The 20,406-nt window shown below is 72.8% G+C and carries 18 protein-coding genes and 1 tRNA gene; 8 read left to right on the top strand and 11 right to left on the bottom strand.

Annotated features, from left to right (window positions below; translation table 11 throughout):
* Window positions 1–352: 352 nt before the first annotated feature.
* Window positions 353–931, bottom strand: coding sequence for a helix-turn-helix domain-containing protein (locus tag ABZX85_RS08530; protein ID WP_355863792.1), 579 nt, complete (start codon window positions 929–931; stop codon window positions 353–355).
* A 120-nt stretch (window positions 932–1,051) separates the two neighbouring features.
* Between ABZX85_RS08530 and ABZX85_RS08535 the strand changes: the two genes are divergently transcribed.
* The 6 genes from ABZX85_RS08535 to ABZX85_RS08560 all read left to right on the top strand — a co-directional run bounded on the left by ABZX85_RS08535 (window position 1,052) and on the right by ABZX85_RS08560 (window position 7,908).
* Window positions 1,052–2,473, top strand: coding sequence for an MFS transporter (locus ABZX85_RS08535; RefSeq protein WP_355863794.1), 1,422 nt, complete (start codon window positions 1,052–1,054; stop codon window positions 2,471–2,473).
* 44 nt (window positions 2,474–2,517) lie between these two features.
* Window positions 2,518–2,591: transfer RNA gene (locus ABZX85_RS08540), tRNA-Pro, on the top strand.
* 292 nt (window positions 2,592–2,883) lie between these two features.
* Complete coding sequence (locus ABZX85_RS08545; RefSeq protein ID WP_355863796.1) at window positions 2,884–3,309, top strand: RICIN domain-containing protein; 426 nt, start codon at window positions 2,884–2,886, stop codon at window positions 3,307–3,309.
* A gap of 293 nt (window positions 3,310–3,602) precedes the next feature.
* Entirely contained in the window at window positions 3,603–4,028 is a 426-nt protein-coding gene (locus ABZX85_RS08550; RefSeq protein ID WP_355863798.1) for a hypothetical protein, read from the top strand.
* A 7-nt stretch (window positions 4,029–4,035) separates the two neighbouring features.
* The gene (locus tag ABZX85_RS08555; protein ID WP_355863800.1) at window positions 4,036–6,594 is read left to right on the top strand and encodes a caspase family protein; all 2,559 of its coding nucleotides are present in this window, start codon (window positions 4,036–4,038) and stop codon (window positions 6,592–6,594) included.
* A 51-nt stretch (window positions 6,595–6,645) separates the two neighbouring features.
* A complete protein-coding gene (locus ABZX85_RS08560; protein WP_355863802.1) occupies window positions 6,646–7,908 on the top strand; it encodes a cytochrome P450 in 1,263 nt (420 codons plus the stop codon).
* On the opposite strand, the gene ABZX85_RS08565 is transcribed toward ABZX85_RS08560, so the two are convergent.
* Window positions 7,847–8,758 carry an EamA family transporter gene (locus tag ABZX85_RS08565; RefSeq protein WP_355863804.1) on the bottom strand — a complete coding sequence of 304 codons (912 nt, stop codon included), beginning with the start codon at window positions 8,756–8,758 and terminating at the stop codon, window positions 7,847–7,849. The two genes, ABZX85_RS08560 and ABZX85_RS08565, sit on opposite strands and share 62 nt — an antisense overlap.
* Before the next feature lie 40 nt (window positions 8,759–8,798).
* Between ABZX85_RS08565 and ABZX85_RS08570 the strand changes: the two genes are divergently transcribed.
* A complete protein-coding gene (locus ABZX85_RS08570; RefSeq protein WP_355863806.1) occupies window positions 8,799–9,371 on the top strand; it encodes a MarR family transcriptional regulator in 573 nt (190 codons plus the stop codon).
* 152 nt (window positions 9,372–9,523) lie between these two features.
* Window positions 9,524–10,630 carry an FAD-dependent oxidoreductase gene (locus tag ABZX85_RS08575; RefSeq protein ID WP_355863808.1) on the top strand — a complete coding sequence of 369 codons (1,107 nt, stop codon included), beginning with the start codon at window positions 9,524–9,526 and terminating at the stop codon, window positions 10,628–10,630.
* 54 nt (window positions 10,631–10,684) lie between these two features.
* Here the strand turns inward: ABZX85_RS08575 and ABZX85_RS08580 are convergent, their stop codons facing one another.
* The 9 genes from ABZX85_RS08580 to ABZX85_RS08620 all read right to left on the bottom strand — a co-directional run bounded on the left by ABZX85_RS08580 (window position 10,685) and on the right by ABZX85_RS08620 (window position 20,210).
* Window positions 10,685–10,834: a hypothetical protein gene (locus ABZX85_RS08580; protein ID WP_355863810.1), complete on the bottom strand. Its 150-nt coding sequence runs from the start codon at window positions 10,832–10,834 to the stop codon at window positions 10,685–10,687.
* A gap of 42 nt (window positions 10,835–10,876) precedes the next feature.
* Entirely contained in the window at window positions 10,877–12,964 is a 2,088-nt protein-coding gene (locus tag ABZX85_RS08585) for a histidine kinase (RefSeq protein WP_355863812.1), read from the bottom strand.
* Window positions 12,965–13,048: 84 nt separating this feature from the next.
* Window positions 13,049–13,732 (bottom strand): response regulator transcription factor, encoded by a 684-nt coding sequence (locus ABZX85_RS08590; protein WP_355863814.1) that lies wholly within the window; start codon window positions 13,730–13,732, stop codon window positions 13,049–13,051.
* A gap of 144 nt (window positions 13,733–13,876) precedes the next feature.
* On the bottom strand, window positions 13,877–15,025 hold the full coding sequence (locus ABZX85_RS08595; protein ID WP_355863816.1) for an NAD(P)-dependent alcohol dehydrogenase: 1,149 nt from the start codon (window positions 15,023–15,025) through the stop codon (window positions 13,877–13,879).
* A gap of 153 nt (window positions 15,026–15,178) precedes the next feature.
* Entirely contained in the window at window positions 15,179–16,741 is a 1,563-nt protein-coding gene (locus ABZX85_RS08600) for a GMC family oxidoreductase (protein WP_355863818.1), read from the bottom strand.
* Window positions 16,738–17,271: a VOC family protein gene (locus ABZX85_RS08605; RefSeq protein ID WP_355863819.1), complete on the bottom strand. Its 534-nt coding sequence runs from the start codon at window positions 17,269–17,271 to the stop codon at window positions 16,738–16,740. Before ABZX85_RS08605 ends, ABZX85_RS08600 begins: the two co-directional genes overlap by 4 nt.
* Complete coding sequence (locus tag ABZX85_RS08610; RefSeq protein ID WP_355863821.1) at window positions 17,268–17,666, bottom strand: hypothetical protein; 399 nt, start codon at window positions 17,664–17,666, stop codon at window positions 17,268–17,270. The genes ABZX85_RS08605 and ABZX85_RS08610 overlap by 4 nt, the downstream gene beginning before the upstream one ends.
* A 44-nt stretch (window positions 17,667–17,710) precedes the next feature.
* Entirely contained in the window at window positions 17,711–18,439 is a 729-nt protein-coding gene (locus tag ABZX85_RS08615) for a cupin domain-containing protein (RefSeq protein ID WP_355863823.1), read from the bottom strand.
* On the bottom strand, window positions 18,432–20,210 hold the full coding sequence (locus ABZX85_RS08620) for a sedoheptulose 7-phosphate cyclase (protein ID WP_355863825.1): 1,779 nt from the start codon (window positions 20,208–20,210) through the stop codon (window positions 18,432–18,434). Before ABZX85_RS08620 ends, ABZX85_RS08615 begins: the two co-directional genes overlap by 8 nt.
* Between the last annotated feature and the right edge of the window lie 196 nt (window positions 20,211–20,406).

Below are 20,406 nucleotides of genomic sequence, written 5' to 3' on the forward strand. Positions count from 1 at the left end.
CGCCATTCGGGCAGGGCTCACCGGGGAAACGCCGGTCCGACTTTTGACGCGTGTGTGTGAAACGCATGGAAAGGTAGTGCGGTTATTACTCGCGGGTCAATAACCGTGCGGGCCTCTGATCGGCTGTCGCACCGATTCGGTCAGACGCAGGTCAGGGGGCAGCAGTGCCGAAATCGGGCCAATCGTGGTGCCGGAAGGCGGCGTTCACCTCGGGCTCACGCCGTTGAAACACGGGTGGCCGCGGGAAATGCGTTCGGATGGCCTCGCATGTCCGAAAAGGCCATCGGAATCGCCCCGGTGGATGGCCGCCGGGGAAATTCCTTGTTTCGATCTTGGGGTGACCAGGAAAGGGTCAGGGGGTCTTGCGGACTCCGTCGAGAGCGATCCCGAGAACGCGGTCGCGCTGCGCGTCGTCCGGGAAATGGGTGGCGGTGACGCCCGCGACCAGGCGCAGCAGATCCGAGAACTCCATGTCGGCGCGCGCCTCGCCCGCCTCCTGGGCGCGGGTGAACAGTGGGCCGCCCGCGGCGTAGAGGGACTCGCGGCAGGCGTCGAAGATCTCGGAGTCCTCCTCCAGCGCCTCGCGGACCGCGCGCTTGGTGACCATGTAGGCGGTGAAGCTCTCCAGCCACGTCGTCACCGCGGGCCACGGGGGGAGATCGGCCACCTCGCCGGCCGTCTCGCACAGCGCGTTGACCTCGTCGGCGTAGACGCTCTCGAACAGGGCGCGGCGGGTGGGGAAGTTGCGGTACAGCGTGCCGATGCCGACGCCCGCGCGGCGTGCGATGTCCTCCAGGGACGCCTCGGCGCCGTTCTCCGCGAACGCCTCGCGCGCGGCGGCGAGCAGGGCGTCGTAGTTGCGCGCGGCGTCCTTCCGGTGGGGGCGCTGGGCGGCGACGATCGCCGTGATCGGGAACGACTGGGCGGTCACGGTGGCCTCCCTGGGCCGAAAGAGTGAAGCGGAGGTTGGCCTCCGGAACGGCTTGAAGCGGAGGTTCGCCTCCGCTATGGTGGAGGGGTGCCTCCACTTTACCATTCGAGAGGTCCCCTCATGCCTCGCACGTCCTCCCGTCTCACCTTCGCGGTCCTCGCGACAGGCGCGGGTGTGTTCTCGATGCTCCAGTCGCTCATCGCCCCCGCCCTGCCCACCGTCCAGCACGCCCTGCACACCTCGCAGTCGACGGCGACCTGGGTGATGACCGCCTACCTGCTCTCCGCGTCCGTGTTCACCCCGATCCTCGGCCGCGTCGGCGACCTGATCGGCAGGAAACGCACCCTCGTCGCCGTCCTGTTGGCCGTCCTCGCCGGCTGTCTGCTCGCCGCGCTCGCGCCGAACATCGGCGTCCTCGTCGCCGCCCGGGTGATCCAGGGCGTCGGCGGCGCGCTCTTCCCGCTCTCCTTCGGCATCATCCGCGACGAGTTCGCCGCGCAGGACGTCCCGGGCCGCATCAGCGCCCTGTCCGCCGTCATCGCCGCGGGCGGCGGCGTCGGCATGGTCGCCGCCGGGCCCATCGTCTCCGCGCTCGACTACCGGTGGCTGTTCTGGATACCCGTCGCGATCGTCGCGGGCGCCGCCCTGATCGCCGTGCGGTACGTCCCAGAGTCCCCCGACAGGGCCTCGGGCAAGGTCGGCTGGCTCGGCGCGGTACTGCTGTCCGGATGGCTCGTCGCCCTGCTGCTGCCGCTCAGCCAGGCCGCCGTCTGGGGCTGGGGTTCGGCCCGGGTGCTCGGACTGTTCGGCCTCGCCGCCGTCCTCGCCGCCGCCTGGCTGTACGCCGAGTCGCGCTCCGCCGACCCGCTGATCGACCTGCGCATCATGCGCCTGCCCGCCGTGTGGACGACCAACCTCGCCGCCCTGCTGTTCGGCGCCGGCATGTACGCGATCTGGTCCTTCCTCCCCGGCTTCGTCCAGACCCCCGAGAGCGCCGGGTACGGCTTCGGCGCCAGTGTCACCGCGTCGGGGCTGCTCATGCTGCCGATGCTGCTCGCCATGTTCGTCTCCGGCATGCTCAGCGGCCGGCTCGCCCCGCGCGTCGGCTCCAAGGCGCTGCTCGTCACCGGCTCCGGGCTCGGCGCCCTGGCCCTCGCCTTCCTCACCCTGTGGCACGACGAGCGGTGGCAGATCGCCCTCGTCGCCGGGGTGTTCGGCCTCGGCATCGGCCTCGCGTTCGCCTCTATGGCCAACCTGATCGTCGCCAGCGTCCCGCCCGCCCAGACCGGCGCGGCCACCGGCATGAACGCCAACATCCGGACGATCGGCGGCTCCATCGGCGCCGCCCTCACCAGCGTCCTCGTCACCAGCCGCCTCCAGCCCTCCGGCCTGCCCTACGACAGCGGCTACACCCACGGCTTCACCCTGCTCACCCTCCTCTGCCTCGCCGCCGCCCTCGCGGCCCTCCTCGTCCCCGCCACCCGCACCACCCGCCCCGCCCCCGACCCCGCCCAGGCAAAGGCACCCGCTCCCGTGCGGTAAGGTTTACCTGCGTGTTCACGCGGTCACCGGCCACGCGGACACCACGGGACGTGGCGCAGCTTGGTAGCGCACTTGACTGGGGGTCAAGGGGTCGCAGGTTCAAATCCTGTCGTCCCGACTGTGATGGTCGAGAACAGAGGCCGTGTCAGAGACATCTGACACGGCCTCTGTCTCGTTCTCGGGGCGGGGTGGGCCGGTACGAGGAGACTGCCGGGGGCCGGCGCGCCGACGAGCCCGGCTGCCGCCGCCCGTCCGGCCGGGGGGTCGGTGCCGGACCGCTCCGGTTCACCGCTTGGGGTGGTTTACCGCGGCTGGGGCCTGAGGGGGGCGATGACGAGTGACAGGCTCGGTTCCGGCCCCAGCGCCGAGCCTGAGGGGCCGTCGGCTCCGCTCGTGAAAGAGGGAAACGCATGTCTGTCTTCACCGCCGCCCTGATCGCCCGCCACAGCGACAAGGCGGTGTCCGTGAACGGCGAGAAGAAGGACAACGGAACGGAGGTGATCCAGTGGCCGTTCAGTGACGGCGACCACCAGAAGTGGAACCTGGAAGCCGCCACCGGCGGCTACTACGTCGTCCGCGCCGTACACAGCCGCAAGGCGCTCTCCGTCGACAGCGAGAGCACGAGCCAGGGCGCCCGGATCGTCCAGTGGGACTACGAGGCGGGCAAGGGACACCAGGAGTGGCGCCTGGTCCAGAAGGACAACGGCTACTTCGCCCTGCAGAACCGCCACAGCAGCCTGTTCCTGTCCGTCAACTCCGAGAGCACCGACAACGGCACCGCCCTGGTCCAGTGGCCGGGCGGCGACAGCCGGCACCAGCAGTTCCGCCTCGGCTGACCACCCCGGCCGCACCGCATGCGCATGCCCTGGCAGTTCCGCACTGCCAGGGCATCGTGCCGCAACCACTCAGGCCGATCACCGCCACATCTTCACCCCTGCTCGCCCACCCGCCGGTCGACCTTGTCGGCCGTCCCTGCCGCCCCGCCCGGCCGTGCCGCGGCAGAGCGGCGGGCGTCATTCTCCCCGGAATCCGGTTCCGGGGACGGCCGAAGGCGCGAAGTTCCGCGAGAGGCTCCCGCCGGACCCCGCGCGCGACCACACTGGAGGGGTCGAGCACATCGGGGGACACCATGTGGCAGAGCGATGCGAGCGCCGACGAACGCGCGGTCGGGCTGAGGGACGTACGGCTGGACGTCACGCCCGACCCCGAACTGGACCCGGAGGCCGCCGAACGGCTGCTGCGCCGGCTGCGGGCCGAACTCGACGGGCTGGACGTCGAGTCGGTCCGGTTCGCGCCGGGTGCCGCGCCGCCCGAGGGCGCGAAGGGCTCGGACGCGGTGACGCTCGGGGCGATCGTGGTGGCGCTGAGCGCGTCCGGCGGGGTGTTCACCTCGCTGATCGGCGCCGTACGGGACTGGCTGGGCCGCTCCTCCGGCCGGCACCGGGTGTCGGTCACGGTCGACGGCGACACCATCGAGCTGGAGGCCGCGACGGACGCCGAACGCCGGGCGCTGGTCGAGACGTTCGTGCGCCGGCACTCCGGCGAAGGGCGGTGAACGGGCCATGGGCCGCAGGCTCGCGCTGCTCGTCGCGACGTACGACCACCAGGACGCCACGCTCCGGCAGCTGACCTCGCCCGCGCAGGACGCCGAGGCGCTCGCGGCGGTGCTGCGCGATCCGGACATCGCCGGGTTCGAGGTCACCACCCTCGTCAACGAGCCGTACCACCGCGTCGGTTCCGCGATCAGCGACCTCTACCGCGACCGGCGCCGCGACGACCTCACCCTGCTGTACTTCACCGGCCACGGCCTCAAGGACGACCACGGCCGGCTCTACCTCGCCACCACCGACACCCGCCACGACAGCCTGCTGTTCACCGCGCTGTCCGCCGAGCAGATCGCCCAGGCCATGGAGGGCTGCGCGTCCCGGCGGATGGTGCTGATCCTCGACTGCTGCTACAGCGGCGCGTTCCCCGCGCACACCAAGGGCGACACCGAGGTGCACGCGCTGGAACGCTTCCAGGGCCGCGGCCGTACGGTCCTCACCGCCTCGGACTCCACGCAGTACTCCTTCGACGGCGAACGCGCGCAGGGGCAGGCGGCGCAGTCGGTGTTCACCCGCTACCTGGTGGAGGGGCTGCGCGACGGCAGCGCGGACCTCGACGGCGACGGCGACATCACCCTCGACGAGCTGTACGGCTACGTCCACGACCGGGTCGTCGAGGCGATGCCGCAGCAGCGGCCCAAGAAGCAGGACGACGTCGAGGGCCGGATCGTCATCGCACACAACATCAACTGGCGGCTCCCCGTCCATCTGCGCAACGCCCTCGCGAGCCCGATGGTCGGCGACCGGCTCGGCGCGCTCGACGGGCTCACCCGTCTGCACCGGATCGGCAACGCGACGGTGCGGGTGGCGGTGCTGGAGGAGATTCGGCGGCTGGAGGAGGACGACAGCAAGCAGGTGTCCGCGGCGGCGGCGGTACGACTGGCGAGCCTGACGCCCCGACCGGTGCCGCCCGACCCTCCGGCGCCCCCACCTCCACCGCCGGAACCGGAACCCGAACCGCCAGCGCATCCGGAGCCGGAGCTGCCTGCGCACCCCGAGCCGCCTTCGCGCCCCGAACCGGAAGCGCCGCGCCCTCCGGAACCCGAAGCGCCACTGGTACCGGCCGCTGAGGCATCACCGACACCGGAAGCATCACTGGCCCCCTCGACTCCGGAAGCACCACCGGCACCGGCTCCAGCGACCTCTCCTCCCCGGACCACCGCCCCTGCCGAACCCAGGCACCCCGCCGCATCAACTCCCGCCCCGCACAAGGCCCCTGCCCGCATCCCACCCCAGCCCTCCGACCCCCCGACCTTCCATCCCCGCTCCCGAGCCACCACTCCCCACAAGCCCCCCAAATCCCGCAAACACGCCTTCTCCACCCGCGCCAAGATCCTCGCCGCCGTCATCGTGGTGGCGATCGGCGTGTCCGTCCCCCTGTGGCTTCCGCTCCTCCAGGGCAAGTCGGAAGACAACTCGAAGGCGTCCGCCTCGTCCGCCGGCGGGAGCTCCTCGGCCGGCCCCTTCCTCCGCACCGCCGTGGCCGACGCCGGCACCTCGGCCGTGTTCAGCCCGGACGGCAAACTCATCGCGACGACCGGCAGCACGGGCGTACGGCTGCTGCGGGCGACGGACGCCGGGACCGTCACGACGCTGCCCCAGCAGGCGTACCCCCTGTTCAGCCGGGCCGGGAACCTCCTGGCGACGATGGACACGCGCGGCACCGGCAAGACGACCGTCCACCTGCGGGACGTGGCCGGCGACGGCACGACCGGCAGCACGATCGACATCCACACCGGAGCCCCGGCCAGTGTCACGATGGCGTTCAGCCCTCGCGGCGACCTCCTCGCGACCGCCGCCGGTCTCGCCGCCGGGCAGGACTACGACAACCCGGTCCGCCTGTGGAACACCGCCACCGGCAAACTCGTCACCACCCTCCCCGGCTTCGGCAACGGCGTCCAGAGCATGGTGTTCACCCCGGACGGCAAGACGCTCGCGGCGGGTGCGGCGGGCAGCCCCGGCACGGTGAAACTCTGGAACGTGACGACCGGCAAGGTCACCGCCACCCTCCCCACCGGCTACGTGATCGCCCTCAGCCCCGACGGCAAAACGCTCGCCACGAGCAGCGAGTTCGCCGCCGACCACAAGGCGAGCCTGTGGGACGTCACCACCGGGAAACGCCTCGCCGCACTCGCCGAGGGCCGCCCGCTCGGGTTCAGCGGTGACGGCGCGCTGCTCGCGCTCATGGACGCCAAGGACGTCGTACAGATGTGGCGGGTCTCCGGCGGCACATACGTGAGCTCCGCCACCGCCATGGCCACGGCGGAGTTCGGCCCGACCGGTGAACGCTACGCACTCCTCTCCGCCGCCGGCGCGGTCACCGTGGTCGACTACGCGAACTCCGGCTCGATGCACACCCTCACGCCGCCCGCCGGAAGCGTGGGGAAGACGCAGACGGTCGACTTCAGCGCGGACGGCAGCGCCCTGGTCACGGCGGATCAGGACGGAACCGTGCGGGTGTGGATGCTCAACTGGTCGTCGTGGGCGAGCCCGTCCCCGTCCCCATCGCGGTCGTGAGGAACACCCACCGTTCGCCAAGTCACTGAACACGCCCAGCAGGAGGTCGAGTTGGCCGGTGCAGTACCGGAGTTGCCCGAGGCGGAGGTGGCCGCCTGGCGGGCGGAGGGGACGCCCGTCGTCGAACTGCTGGCGCGGGCCCAGCGGTTGGGGCCGGTGAGCGGGATTCGGCTGGGGGACCGGCCGGTCGCGCTGGTGACCGGCCCGGAGGCCGTCCGGCACGTGCTCGCGCGCCGGCCGGAGCGGTACGTCAAGCGGTCGCACCGGATGCGGCATCTGCTCGGGGACGGTGTGCTGACCGTGGACGGCGAGCCGTGGCGCGGGCAACGGCGGCTCTTCCAGCCGCAGTTCACCGTCCAGGGCGTGCGGCGGTACGAGCGCTGCATGCGGGACGCCGTCGAGGACACCGCGCGCGCCTGGGCGGAGTCCGCCCGCACCGGCCGCCCCCGCGACCTCGTCGCCGACATGCGGCGCTTCACCATCGACGTGATCTGGCGGGCCACCACCGGGCTGCCCCTCGACGACACCACCCACCGCCAACTCCTCGCCGCCGCCCGCATCGTCGCCTCGATCGCGGCCCTCGGCCCCGCCGACACCACCGAGCTGGAGCACGACCTCGCCGAGGTCGACGCCGCTGCCGCCCGCGCCGTCACCGCGGCCCGCGCCAAGGGCGACCCCGGCATCCTCGACGCCCTCCTCGGCGCCGTCGAACTCCCCGACCCCGACGGGCGGTTGGTGCGCGACAACTTCGTCACCCTCCTCGTCGCCGGCTACGAGACCACCGCCGCCACCCTCAGCTGGCTCCTGCTCCTCCTGCACGACCACCCCGAGCACCGGGACCGGGCGCTCGCCCAGGGGCCCGCCGGCTCGCCCGCGCGGACCGCCGCGATCCGGGCGCTGATCAGCGAGACGCTCCGCCTCTACCCGGCGGCCCTGCTGCTGTTCCGCGAGGCCACCGAGGACGACGACCTCGCCGGCCACCGCGTCCCGGCCGGTACGACCGTCGCGCTCTGCGCCTACCTCACCCACCGCGACCCCCGGCTCTGGCCCGACCCCGAACGGTTCCTGCCCCAGCGTTTCCACGAACCGGCTCCCCGCCCCGCCCTCGGCACCTACTACCCCCTCGGCCTCGGACCGCGCACCTGCCTGGGCGCGCAGTTCACCCTCCAGGAGATGACCCTGCTCGCCGAAGCCCTCCTGCCCGCCTTCGACGTCACCCTCGAAGGGAAGCGGCCCGAGCCGGCGTTCGACATCACGATCCACCCCGACGGACCGCTTCTCGCGACGCTGACGCGACGGCGCCGGAGCGGCTGACCGGCGCCCGGGAGGGCCGCCCCAGCACCACCCCCGCCAGCACCAGCACCAGCCCGCCCACCTGCCGTCCGCTCAGGCTGTCCCCCGCGACAGCCGTGCCCAGCAGCACCCCCGTCACCGGGTTGAGCAGGCCCGTCAGCCCCACCGTCCCCGCGGGCAGATGCCGCAGCCCCGTGAACCAGACGGCGAACGCCAGGGCCGTGGCTATCAGGGACGTGTAGCCGACCGCGAGGAGCGCCGTGCCGGACAGCTCGGGCGGGGCGCCCTCCACGGCTACGGCGACCGGGAGCAGGAACAGGCCGCCGGCGGTGAGCTGCCAGGCGGTTGCCGAGAGGACGTCGACGCCGGAACCCCAGTGCTTCGTCAGGACGTGCCCGAACGACGACACCAGCATCGCCGCCGCCGACGCGAGGACGCCCACCGTGTTCGTGCCGTCCGCGCCCGTGAAGAGCATCAGGCACACCCCGGCCAGGCCGACCGCCGCGCCCACGAAATGGGCGGCCCGGGGGCGCTCGGCGAGGAGACCCCACGCGATCAGCATCATCGTCAGCGGCGACACCGCCATCACCGTCGACGCCACGCTCGTCGGCAGTGTCTGCGAGGCGACGTACACGAGGACGAAGAACACGCTCGCGTTCAGCAGGCCGAGCACGGCGGAGCGGCCCCACCACACCCCGCGCGGCAGCCTCGGGCGCAGGGCGAGGAGGGCGAGCCCGGCGGGCAGGGCGCGCAGGGCCGCGCCGTACAGCGGGGAGTCGGGCGGGAGGTATTCGTGCGTCACGAAGTAGTTGGCGCCCCACGCCACCGGCGCGAGCGCCGTGAGGACGGTCCAGCGCAGATTCGCTTCCATGGAAGACAATGTAGCTTCCGGGGAAGGTATCGTGGAAGGCATGCATGAGGACATTCCCTCGGAAGAGTGGCGAGCCGCGGAATCGGGAACCTCCGAGCGGCGGCCCGAGGACCGCGTCGCCCGAATCCAGGCGGACTGGAGACGCGAGCGGCCCGACCTCGACGTGTCGCCGCAGGGCGTCATCGGCCGGCTGCACTCCCTCGCGGGCCGGCTGACCGACGAACTGTGCCTGGTCTACGGGCGGTACGGCCTCGGGGAGGGCGAGTTCGACGTCCTGTGCGCGCTGCGGCGCGCGGGAGCGCCGTACGAAAGGGCGCCCGGGGAACTCGCCGCGTACACCATGGTCACCACCGGGGCGATGACTAAGCGGATCGACCGGCTGGAGCGGGCCGGACTCGTCACCCGGCGGCGGTCCGCCGACGACCAGCGCGGGCGCATCGTCGCGCTGACGACCCCCGGACGCGAACTGATCGACCGGGCCTTCACCGACCACATGCGCAACGAACGCAAGCTGCTCGACCTGATGACCCCCGCCGAGGCCGCCGTCCTCGAACAGCTCCTCGGCTCCTGGCTCGCCCGGCTCGACGGCGACCGCCCGCCCGGCAACTCCTGAGCCCGGCCCGTGGTTTCACGGGATGCGCACGCGTCCTCACCGTTTCTTTAGATTTCAAAAGCTACGCTCGCGGTCAAGCCGAGCGGCCGAAAACGGCCCCCCACGCCGCGGCGCTCGCGTATCGCACCCCCCACAGGTACAGGAGACAGGCCGTGCGCGACGGCGACGTAGTGGTGATCGGCGGCGGCTACGCCGGAGTCCGGCTGGCCAAGCGGCTGGACGCCACCTCGCGGGTCACCCTGGTGGACCGCAAGGAGGTCTTCTTCCACCGGATCGCCTCCCTGCGCGCGGGCGTCCACCCCGACTGGACCGCCACCCCCTTCATCCCCTACGACCGGCTCCTCACCCACGGCCGGATCGTCGTCGGCAAGGCCCTGCGCATCGACACCGCCGCCCGGCACGTCGTCCTCGCCACCGGCGAACGCATCCCCTACGACGTGCTGGTCGTCGCCACCGGCGCCGACTACCCCGAACCCGCGCGGTTCACCGGGACCACCGCCGACGAGGCCGCCAAGGGGTTCACCGCCCACCAGCAGAAGATCGCCGCCGCCCGGCACGTCCTGGTCGCCGGCGGTGGCCCCTCAGGCGTCGAACTCGCCGCCGAGATCCGCCTCGCGCACCCCCACGCGCGCGTGACGCTCGCCCACGCCGGAGAGACCCTCCTCAACTCCACCGGCAGCGCCTGGGCCGGACGCCGGGCGCGGACCTGGCTGGAGGCCCACGACATCGACGTACGCCTAGGCTCCTTCATGGCCCCCGGGAACGAGTTCGGTGTCTACAAGGACACCCGGGGCAACACCATCGAGGCCGACGTCTCCTTCTGGGCCACCGGCATCACCCCCAACACCCTCTGGCTGCGCCTCGCCGGACACGGCGACTGGCTCAACCCCGCGGGCCACATCCGGGTCGACCGCGCGCTGCGGGTCACCGGGCTGCGCGACGTCTTCGCCGTCGGCGACGTCAACGACGCGGCCGGACAGAAGGTGACCCAGACCGCCATCGCGCAGGCCGACCTCGCCGCCCACAACATCCGCACCCACCTCGCCGCCTCCGGCCGCCACCGCAAGGAACCCCGCCTCTACCGCCCCGCCCACCGCACCCCCCTCATCGTCCCCTTCGGCGGCGCCGACGGCCTCACCCTCGTCCCCGTCCCGGGCGGCGAGAGCGCGGTCCTGGGGAGCCGGACGACGACCGTCGCCAAGGCGAAGACGCTGATGACGCCGTACATGCGGCGGCAGCTGGGGTATTCGGCGGCGTGAACGCACGCGAAAGGGCCGCCCCGTGACGGCTCACGGGGCGGCCCTGACGTACCGCTACTTCTTGACCACCACTCCGCACGGCGCCTTGCAGCGGGCGTCGAGCTGGGCCTTCGCACCCGGAAGGCGAAGACGGGCGGCGATACGCAGCAGGAAGAGCGCGGGGCCGGACGGGTCCTCCCCGTCGCGGTGCCGGTTCTCGGTCATGTCTTTCTCCCTTCGACCCCGCTGACGCGGGCTCGTGATCGCTCACGAGTCTTCGGCACCCGCCGTCCCGGCCGCATGGGGCCGGTGTCCCGACGTGGTCCCGGGCTCCGCCGGGAACGCGGCCCTGACGACCGTTCCGGCTCCGTCGCTGGTCAGCGCGAACGCGCCGCCCAGCTCCTCCGAACGCTCCGCCATGGAGCGCAGCCCCACCCCCGTGCAGTGCTCGTGAGTGGGGAAGCCGTCCCCGTTGTCCGTGATCCGCAGGCCGACCTTCCCGTCCGTGACCGTGACCAGCGCCCGCGCGCGGTCCGCGTGCGAATGCCGTACCACGTTGTTGAGCGCCTCGGACGCGATCCGATACACCGCGACCTCCAGCGCGGCGGGCAGCGCGGGCAGCGGGTCCGGTTCCACCCCCACCGAGATCCGCAGACCACGGCTGCTGAGCTGCTCCGCGAGCTGCCGCAGCGCCCGCGCGAGATCCGCCCCGTCCAACGCGGCCGGCGCCAGCCCGTCCGTGATGTGCCGCAGCTCGCGGATCGCGTACCCGATGCCGTCGGACACCCCGGACAGCGGCTGGGCGACCTGCGGTGCCGCACCCCGCCGTACCGCGTCGACCTGGAGCCGCAGCCCCGACAGGGCCGGACCCAGCCCGTCGTGCAGTTCGTGCCGCAGCCGCCGCCGTTCCTCCTCGCGCGTGTGCACGATCCGTTCCCGGCTGCTCTTGAGGTCCTCGTACAGCCGCAGCGAGGCCAGCGCGGGCCCCGCCTGCTGCGCCAGCACCTGCACCGCCTCCCGGTCCTGCGGGTCCAGCGCCAGCTCACCGGGTCTCGGCGACACGTCGAGACGGCCCGTCTCCTCGCCCTGGTAGAGGATCGGGAACCGCTCCGACTGGGGCCCCGGACTCCCCACCCGCACCAGCTCGCGCGGCCCCTCCCGGCTGTCCACGACGACCGACGCGGACGGCAGGCCCAGCGTGTGCACGACCGTCCCCGCCAGCAGCTGAGGCGTCTCCCCGGGGTCGACGGCCCGGCTCAGCGCCTTCGCGAGACCCCGCACCACCTGGTACGGCTGCGCGCGCGAGCCGTAGAACCAGCGGTCCGTCAGCCGCGCCGACCACCGCGCCGCCGGCCGCAGCAGCAGCCCCAGCAGCAGACCCAGGGCCAGCGCGGGAAGGAGTTTCGCGAGGCTCTCGTGACGAGGGCCGAGGTCCAGCAGCAGGAAGACCGCCACCGTGCACTCGACGAGGATCAGCAGCGTCAGCAGCAGCGCCGTCAGCATCCGCCGGGCCGCCCGGTCGAGCGCCCAGGTACGCGCGCGCACGTGGACGCAGCACAGCGCGATCGGCCACAGCGCGGACGCCCCGTACGCGAGCACCTTCTCCAGCGGCTCGGGGATGACCTCGCTGAGCAGGATGCGCGCACACCACGCCGCGTACGGCACGTTCACCCAGTACGTCGCCCGCCGGTACTCCCGGGACACGACCATGCGGACGACCATCAGCAGCAGCGCGGCACCCAGCAGCACATTGGTGGCGTTGTCGTCGATCCACCGGGTGACCGGCGAGGTCCAGCGCCAGAAGTCGGCCCACCCGCCCCGCGTCAGCGGATTGACGACGCTCATCCGCGCGTCGATCTCCTGGCTCCACCGATAGCACTGCTGGGCGATCGCCACCACCAGCAGGACCCCCACGTACCCGCGCGCCCACCGGTTGCCCAGCCGGCCCGTGGGCAGCCACAGAGGCTGCGTGTAGAGGAGCATCAGGAAGAGGACGAAGTAGAGCATTCCGCTGGTGAACAGGAGCCCGCTCAGCGCCCTCGGCGCGTACCCCAGGAGGATCATGAGCTGGAGGACGTAGAACAGCATCCCGGTGACGCCCGTGGACAACAGGAACCAGCCGAAGACCACCCCCGAACGACGGGCGACGAACACCATCCCGGACAGCGCGAAACCGACGGTCAGCAACATGCCCTGGGCCGCGTAGTGGAACTCCGGGAAGTCGGTGACGCGGTCGATGTGGAGGAGCGCCACCACCATCCACGCCACCCCCGTCAGCGCCGCGACCGCGCACACCAGGTATGCCGGAAGCAGCTCACGCCCTGTCCCGGGACCCTTCGTGCCGCTCGCGCCCATGCCCACTCCTCGCCGTCGCCGACCGGATCTGACCAGCCTCGCGCGCCCGCTGTCCCGGACGCATGGGGCACCGGTCCCGACCCGCTACCGTTCCTCGCCGAGCCCGGCGTCCCGCGCGCGGGCGACGGCTTCCGCGCGGGTGGCGACGTGGAGCTTCTCGAAGATGTGCGTGACGTGGTTGCGGACGGTCTTCTCGGAGAGGACGAGCTCCCGGGCGATACGACGGTTGTCGAGCCCGCGCGCGATCAGCGCGAGAACCTCGCACTCGCGTGTCGTCAGCGCGGGGAACAACTGCTCGGCGTCCCTGCGCCGGCCCCCCGCGACCAGCGAGTTCAGCCGCGCCGCCACCCCGGCCCCGAACACCGCGCCGCCCGCCGCCACGGTCCGCACCGCGTGCAGGACCTCCTCTGCGGGGGCGCCCTTGACGATGTAGCCGCGCGCCCCGGCCTGGAGGGCGGCGAGGAGGTCGCCCTCGTCGTCGGACATGGTGAGCGTCAGCACCGGCAGCCCGGGGTGCTCCTCGGCGAGTGTCCGGATCGCGGAGATGCCGGAGCCGTCGGGCAGCCCCAGATCCATGATCACGACGTCCGGGAGATGTGCCGACACCGCCCCCGGCACCTGCGCGACGGTCTCCGCCTCCGCCACGACCTCCACCTCGCCGAGGCTCTCCAGCGCCGACCTGAGCCCGCTGCGGAACAGGGGATGGTCCTCGACGACAAGCGCCCGCAGCACGGACCGGTCCGCGGGCGACGCGGCATCCTCGTTCACATTCGAAAGGTAAGCCCTGGTGGGGTGGTTCAGCATATTTTCGGGCGGTATATCACACGCCACATACCGCCCGTACGGCGTCACGGCGGCGCGGCTTCACGGTGGCGCGGCTTCACGGTGGCATGCCGACAAGGCGTCACACGCTCACGGCATCAGCAGCACCGGCTTCACCGCCTCCCCCCGCACCGCCGCCTCCCCCGCCTCCTCGATCCTCTCGAACGGGAACACCGACACGATCGCGTCCACCGGCAGCCGCCCCGCCAGATACAGCTCCACCAGCGCCGGCACGAACACCCGGGGCACCACGTCCCCCTGGTTCACCCCCACCACCCGGGGCCCCCGGTCCAGCATCGCCGGCACGTCGAACGCCGCCTCCGTCCCCACCGGCGGCGCCCCCACCACCCCGCACACCCCGCTCACCGCGAGCCCGTCCACCGCCTGCCGCAGCACCCTCGGCACCCCACTCGTCTCCAACGCCCGCTCCGCCCCGGCCCCACCCGTCAGATCCCGTACGGCGCCCAGCGGATCGTCCTCGTCCGGGTTCACGACGTCGGTCGCGCCGAGCCGCCGCGCGAGCGCCAGCCGACGGGGGTCGGGATCGACGGCGACGACCCGCGTCGCCGCCGTCAGCCGCGAGGCCATCACCGCGGCCAGCCCCACCGACCCCACCCCGTACACCACGAGCGTGTGCCCCGCCTCGGGCCGCAGCACGTTCAGCACCGACCCCGCCCCGGTCTGCACCCCGCACCCCAGCGGCGCCAGCACCTCCGGCGGCAGCCCCGCGGGGACGGGGACGACATTGCGCTCACCGGTCAGCGCGTACGTCGCGAACGACGACTGCCCGAAGAAGTGCCCGTGCAGCGGCTGACCGGCGTACCGGCCCGTCCCGGACACCGTCGCGCTCCCGTCCAGCCGGCTCCCGCCGAACAGGTTCAGCGCGGGCCAGTGCGCGCACCGCACCGGCCGCCCGGTCAGACACGCCGCACACCGCCCGCACGAGGCGAAGCTCAGGACGACACTGTCGCCGGGCACCACCGAGGTGACCGCGTCCCCCACCGCCTCCACGGTCCCCGTCCCCTCGTGCCCCAGCACCGCCGGGACGGGGAAGGGGGTGTGACCTGCGCGGACGCTGAGATCGGTGTGACAGACGCCGGCCGCCCGGACGCGGACGAGGACCTCGTCGGGGCGGGGGGTGTCGACGCGGATCTCCTCCAGGGCGAAGGGGGCGCCTCGGGTGCGGACCACTGCTGCGGTGGCGGGGGTTGTGGGGGTGGTGGCGGTGGTGGTGGGCATGGCGGGCTCCGGGGGAGGGGGCGGGGGCGGGGGTGGAGGGGGGTGGTACATCACGTGTCATGTGGGCGGGGCTGGGTGGGGCGAGCCGAGTGGTACATCACGCGTCACACATCACGCATGATCCTCACCCCCTCTCGCGGCCTCCTCCGCCCCTCACGGCAGCACCCCTCCCTCTCGCACCACCCGCAACGCCTGCGCCGCGATCGTCAACGTCGGATTGACCGCCGCCGACGAGGGGAAGAAGCCGCCGTCCACGACGAACAGGTTCCCCACCTCGTGGCTGCGGCAGTACGGATCGAGGACGGACCGCGCCGGATCGGTCCCGGCGACGGTCGTCCCGCACTGGTGCCCGGTCGCCTCGACGCCCAACTGCCGCGAGAACACGAGGGGATAGCCGGCCCGGCGCATCATCGTGGTGGCGGCGCGGACGAGCCTGCGGTGGGTGCGGGTGTTCGTCGGGTGCCAGCGGACGGTCACGTCGTCGACGCCGGGACCGGGCAGGACACGGTTCTCCGGGTCGGGGAGGTCCTCCGACATCACCCACCAGTCGACGCTCCGCGAGGCCAGCGCGCCCAGCAGCCGCCGGGGCAGCCGGGGACGGGCGGCGGCGAGCGTCGCCCCGTACACCTTGCCCATCAACTGGAGGTTGCCCAGCGGATGTTCGCCCTGGGGGCCGTCCGGCAGGTAGAAGTCGTTGACGGCGAGGGTCTTCTGGAAGGTGACCGGGTTGCGGCGGCGCGGATCGACCGCCATCAGCACGGAGTTGTTGTGCAGCATGAGGTTGCGTCCGACGAGCCCGCTGCCGTTCCCGAGCCCGTCGGGATGCGCGGCGCCCCCCGAACGCAGCAGCAGGACAGCCGAGTTGACGGCTCCGCAGGCCACCACCACGGTCCCGGCCCGCAGCCGCACGGCCCGCCCGTCCCGTACCGCGTCGACGGACGTCACCCGCCGCCCGTCGGTGTCGGTGCGCAGCCGCAGGGCGCGGGTGCGGGTGAGGAGGCGGACCGTCGGGGTGCGCAGCGCGGGGCGCAGCGCTCGGGTCTCGGCGTCGCTCTTCGCGCCGATCCGGCACGGGAAGGCGTCACATGTGCCACATCGTTCACACGTCCCCTCCGGCGCCAGGTCGACGCCGAGTTCGACGGGGTAGGGGTGCAGCCCCTGCGCCGTGAGCCGATCGGCGAGTTCGGCGATGACCGGCTCGTGCGGCACCGGCGGCCACGGGTAGGGGGTGCTGCGCGGCGGACCGCTCGGATCGGTGCCGTCGGCGCCGTGGACGCGGTAGAGGCGTTCGGCCTCCGCGTAGTACGGCTCCAGGTCGCCGTACGCGAACGGCCAGCCGGGGGAGGTGCCTTGGAGGTGCTCGACCGCCCGGAAGTCGCTCGCCCGCAGCCGGGGGAGGGCGGCGCCGTACACCTTCGTGGTGCCGCCGACGCCGTAGAAGCCGCCGGAGGTGAAGGAGCGGCCCTCGGCCGTGTGCCAGGAACCCGTGTTGTGGTAGCGGTTACCGACGAACACGGCCTCGGGGGACCAGTTCTCGGGCTCGCGGGGCAGGAAGTCGCCCCGCTCGACGACGAGTACGCGCGCCCCCGTCGACGCCAGCGCCCACGCGGTGGTGGCACCGCCGGCGCCCGAACCGAGGACGAGGACGTCGGCGTCGTACACCTCCCGCTCCTGTGTGACGACCGGCGGGGAGCCGGGACCCCAGACGCCGGTCATGACGCGGCCCTCGGCGGGTCGTAGAGGCGGACGGGTGTGTCGTCGTGGAAGGGCAGTCGCTCGGGGATCTCGGAGAGTTCCAGGTGGAGTCCGAAGGGGGTGCGCAGGTAGATGAAGCGGACGCCGGCGATGGGCCCGTCGGTGACGGTCTGCGGCGCACCGAGGGCCACCACCCCTTCGTGCGCGGTGAGATGGTCCAGCGAGGCGTCCAAGTCGTCGGTGGCCAGGGCGAGATGGTGGCCGCCCCAGTCGCTGTTGCGCGGGTAGACGCGGCGTTGGTCGGGGGAGGTGTACTCGAACAGCTCGACGTTGGTGACCGGGCCGAGGCGCAGCATCGCGATGTGCGCGACGGCGTCACGGTGGACACCGAGCTGGCGGAGCATCCACAGGCCGGCCGGGTCTGCCACCGGGCCGGTGAGATAGGCGAGTTCGGCGCCGAGCACGTCGGTGAAGAAGGCCACGGCCCGGCCGAGGTCGGGGACCGTGTAGGCGACGTGGTGGACGGCGCCGACACCGGGGACGCTGATCATGGCTGTTCCTTGCGGGAGTCGGCGGAAGTGCTGGGGGTGCGGGCGGGCAGGGCGTGGGTCACGGCCGCCGGACCGAGCGTCAGGCAGAGCAGCCGGGCGCCGTGCCGGCCCGCGGTGAGGGAGGCGGCGCCGCCCTGCGGGGCGAGGACGAGGCCGCCCGCGGTGAGCGGGACGGCGCGCCGGTCGGCGTGCACGGTCCCGGTCAGCACGTACCAGACGGTCTCGGTGCCGCCGCGGCCGGCGGGCTCCCAGCGGGTGCCGGGCGTCAACTCGACCTCGTCGAACGCCTCGCACTCGCTGTGGAGCATCCCCCGCCGGGCGAGGCAGCGGACGGTCGCCCGCTCCTCGCCCGGCCCGAACAGGACGGCGCTCAACGGTCCGTCGTGGACGATCACGGCCAACTCCCTGTCTGTCGAGGTGGATTCATGAACTGGCCTGTCTACGCGGCGAGTTGCCGCTCGCCCGGCAGCGGGACGTCCAGGACGGCGTGAAAGAACTCCATCCCGCCGTCCCCGGCCCACAGCCGCACCGACCCGCCGAGCGGCAGGGTCAGCGCGGTCCCGGAGGCCAGCCGGACCTCGCGGTCGGCGGTCCGGGCGGTGCCCGTGCCGCTCAGCACGAACACCGTGTGCTCGGTGCCGCGCGCCGCGAACTCCACGCCCGCGTGCGGCGGAAGGTCCTGCACATGGATGGTGCGCAGCGGCCCGGTCAGGACGCTCTGGGCGTCCAGCGGCCCATGCGCACGCAGATCGCGTACGACGATGCTGTTCACGGAGTGCTCCTCCTCGGAGGACCGGCGGGGCCGGGGGAAGACGGCGGGCAACTCGACCACCAGCCAGGACAGAGGCCGTCGCCCGGTGTTGTGCAGCGCGTGCCGGGAGCCGATCCCGGTGAGGACGGCGTCCCCGGCGCGCACCGCGTGCGCCGTGCCGTCGAGGCGGATCTCGCCCCGGCCGCGCAGCAGGAAGTACAACTCCTCGGTGCGGGAGTGCAGATGCTCCCCGCTGACCCCGCCGGGCGGCAGCCAGGCCCACTCGACGGCCTCCCAGCCGCCGTACAGCCCGGTCCGCCGCGCGAGGCAGGACCAGCGGGAGATCCCGTCCGAGTCGTGCACGCCGTGCACCACGGCGGGTGCGTGTACGTCGGCCACCACGAGTGCGTCACGCATGGGACCGCACCTCCTTCGCGGCGCGCGCCAACTTCTCGGCCGCGCCGGTGATCTCACGATCCGTCAGGTCGTTCACGAACACCGCGTCACCGATCCCGACCGGCAGCGGCAGCCGCTGCATGCCGTCCCGGTGGCGGACGGTGTCCGCGAGGGCGGAGCCGAGCAACTCCGGCTCCAGCAGGGGGTGGTGGACCGGCAGCCGCAGGGCGCGCATCGTGTCCAGCACGCGCGTGCACTGACGGTCCGTCATGAGGCCGCGCCCACGGGCGATCACGGTGGTCAACGCCATGTCGAGGTTGACCGCCTCGCCGTGCAGCAGGGCGGGCAGGGCCCGCATCTCCAGCGTCGGGCTGAAGGTGTGGCCGTAGTCGACGACCCGTTCGAGCCGGTGCTCCCACAGGTTGTCGTGGAGTTCTTCGAGCATCCCGTGCACCGCGCGGGCCAGTACGTGATGTGCCGTGGTCCGCAGCGGGCCGTCCGACTGGAACCGGCCGGCGAGCAGCCGCTCGCCGCTGCTCTCCAGCAGGTCGAACAGGTCACGGTCCTTGATCAGGGCGATCTTGAGGATCTCGGCGAGGCCGTTGCCGATGTGCCGCTCGTCGAGCGTCGCGAGGAACGCCGGGTCGAGGAGGGTCTCGACGGCCGGGTGGTAGGTGCCGAGGCGGTTCTTGCCGCCGCCGAAGTTGACGCCGGTCTTCGCGCCGACCCCGGCGTCGACCAGCCCGATGAGGGTGGTCGGCACCCGGACGTACGGTGTGCTGCGCCGGTACAGGCTGCACGCGAGGCCGACGATGTCCAGCAGCACGCCGCCGCCGACGGCCACGACCGGCTCGCGCCGCCGGTCCAGACCGAACCGGTCCATCGCGTCGACCACGGAGTACACCGAATCCATCGTCTTCAGCCGCTCGTGCGCGGGCAGGACATGGATGCTGTACGACGCGTGACGCGCCGCCTCGCAGTAGGCGCGCAGCGCGTCGCCGTACAGCAGGTCCACGTGCTCCTCGACGACCAGCAGCCGGCGGGCCGGCGTGCTCTCGCCGTCCGGGAGTCCGGCGAGGGCGAGGGCGGGGTTGCGGGGGTCCAGGACGCCGGGGGCGAAGCGGACCCGGTAGCTGACGGGCTTCGCGGTGGCGACGGTCCAGCTGCGCGCCGGCCCGGGGCCGTCCGTGGTGGTGAGTCCGTGGGTGGTGGGAGGCGGGAAGGGCATGGCGGGTCCTTCGGTGTGCGGACGGCCGGGAGTGGGAGTGGGGAGGGGGTGGTGTGTGATGTGCCACCGGTTGGGAGAGAGGCGGGGGAGGAGGTGGTGCGTGATGTTCCACCTGCTGGTAGCGCGGCTGGGAGGGCGGTGATGCGTGATGTGCCACCCGCCGGCAGCCGGGCAGTGATGCGTGATGTTCCACCCGCTGACAACGGGCCGGTGGTACGTGATGTGCCACCCGCCGGGAGAGGCGAAGTGGTGTGTGATGTGCCACTGACGGTGCAGGAGCGCCCACGCTCCGCACGAGGCGGCCGGACGGGCCGGCGTGGCCTCGTGCGGGCGGGGCAGGGAGGCCGGACCGGTGGACGCCCTCGCCGGCCGCCGCTGCGCCGCACCCCTACGACGCCCCCGTCGGCGGCCGGCGACGCGGGCAGCTCGCGGGGAGCGCCCGGTCCGGTCCGGCTGGTCGGTGTGCTCGGGCTCCGTGCGGAGCGGGGTGGTGTCCAGGGCGGTGCGGGCCTGTGCGCTGTACGACACCTGCGTGCTGTACGACGCCTCTGTGCTGTATGACATGTGGCCCACCACCTCTCGGGATTCCCCTCCGAGAGCGACCCTCTCGGAACCTTGCCCACTCAAGGTCCCCCGCCCGGTGTCCCGGCGGCTTGAGCCCCCGGCCCCGTGACGGCCCTGCCCGCGCCCGGTGCCGTATGGGACAAGGGGCAGGGTGGGGTGTGAGAGGAGGGCCCGGGATCGGGGTGGGATCGGGGTC

This window comes from Streptomyces sp. NPDC004539 (assembly GCF_040610055.1).
Classification (GTDB): domain Bacteria; phylum Actinomycetota; class Actinomycetes; order Streptomycetales; family Streptomycetaceae; genus Streptomyces.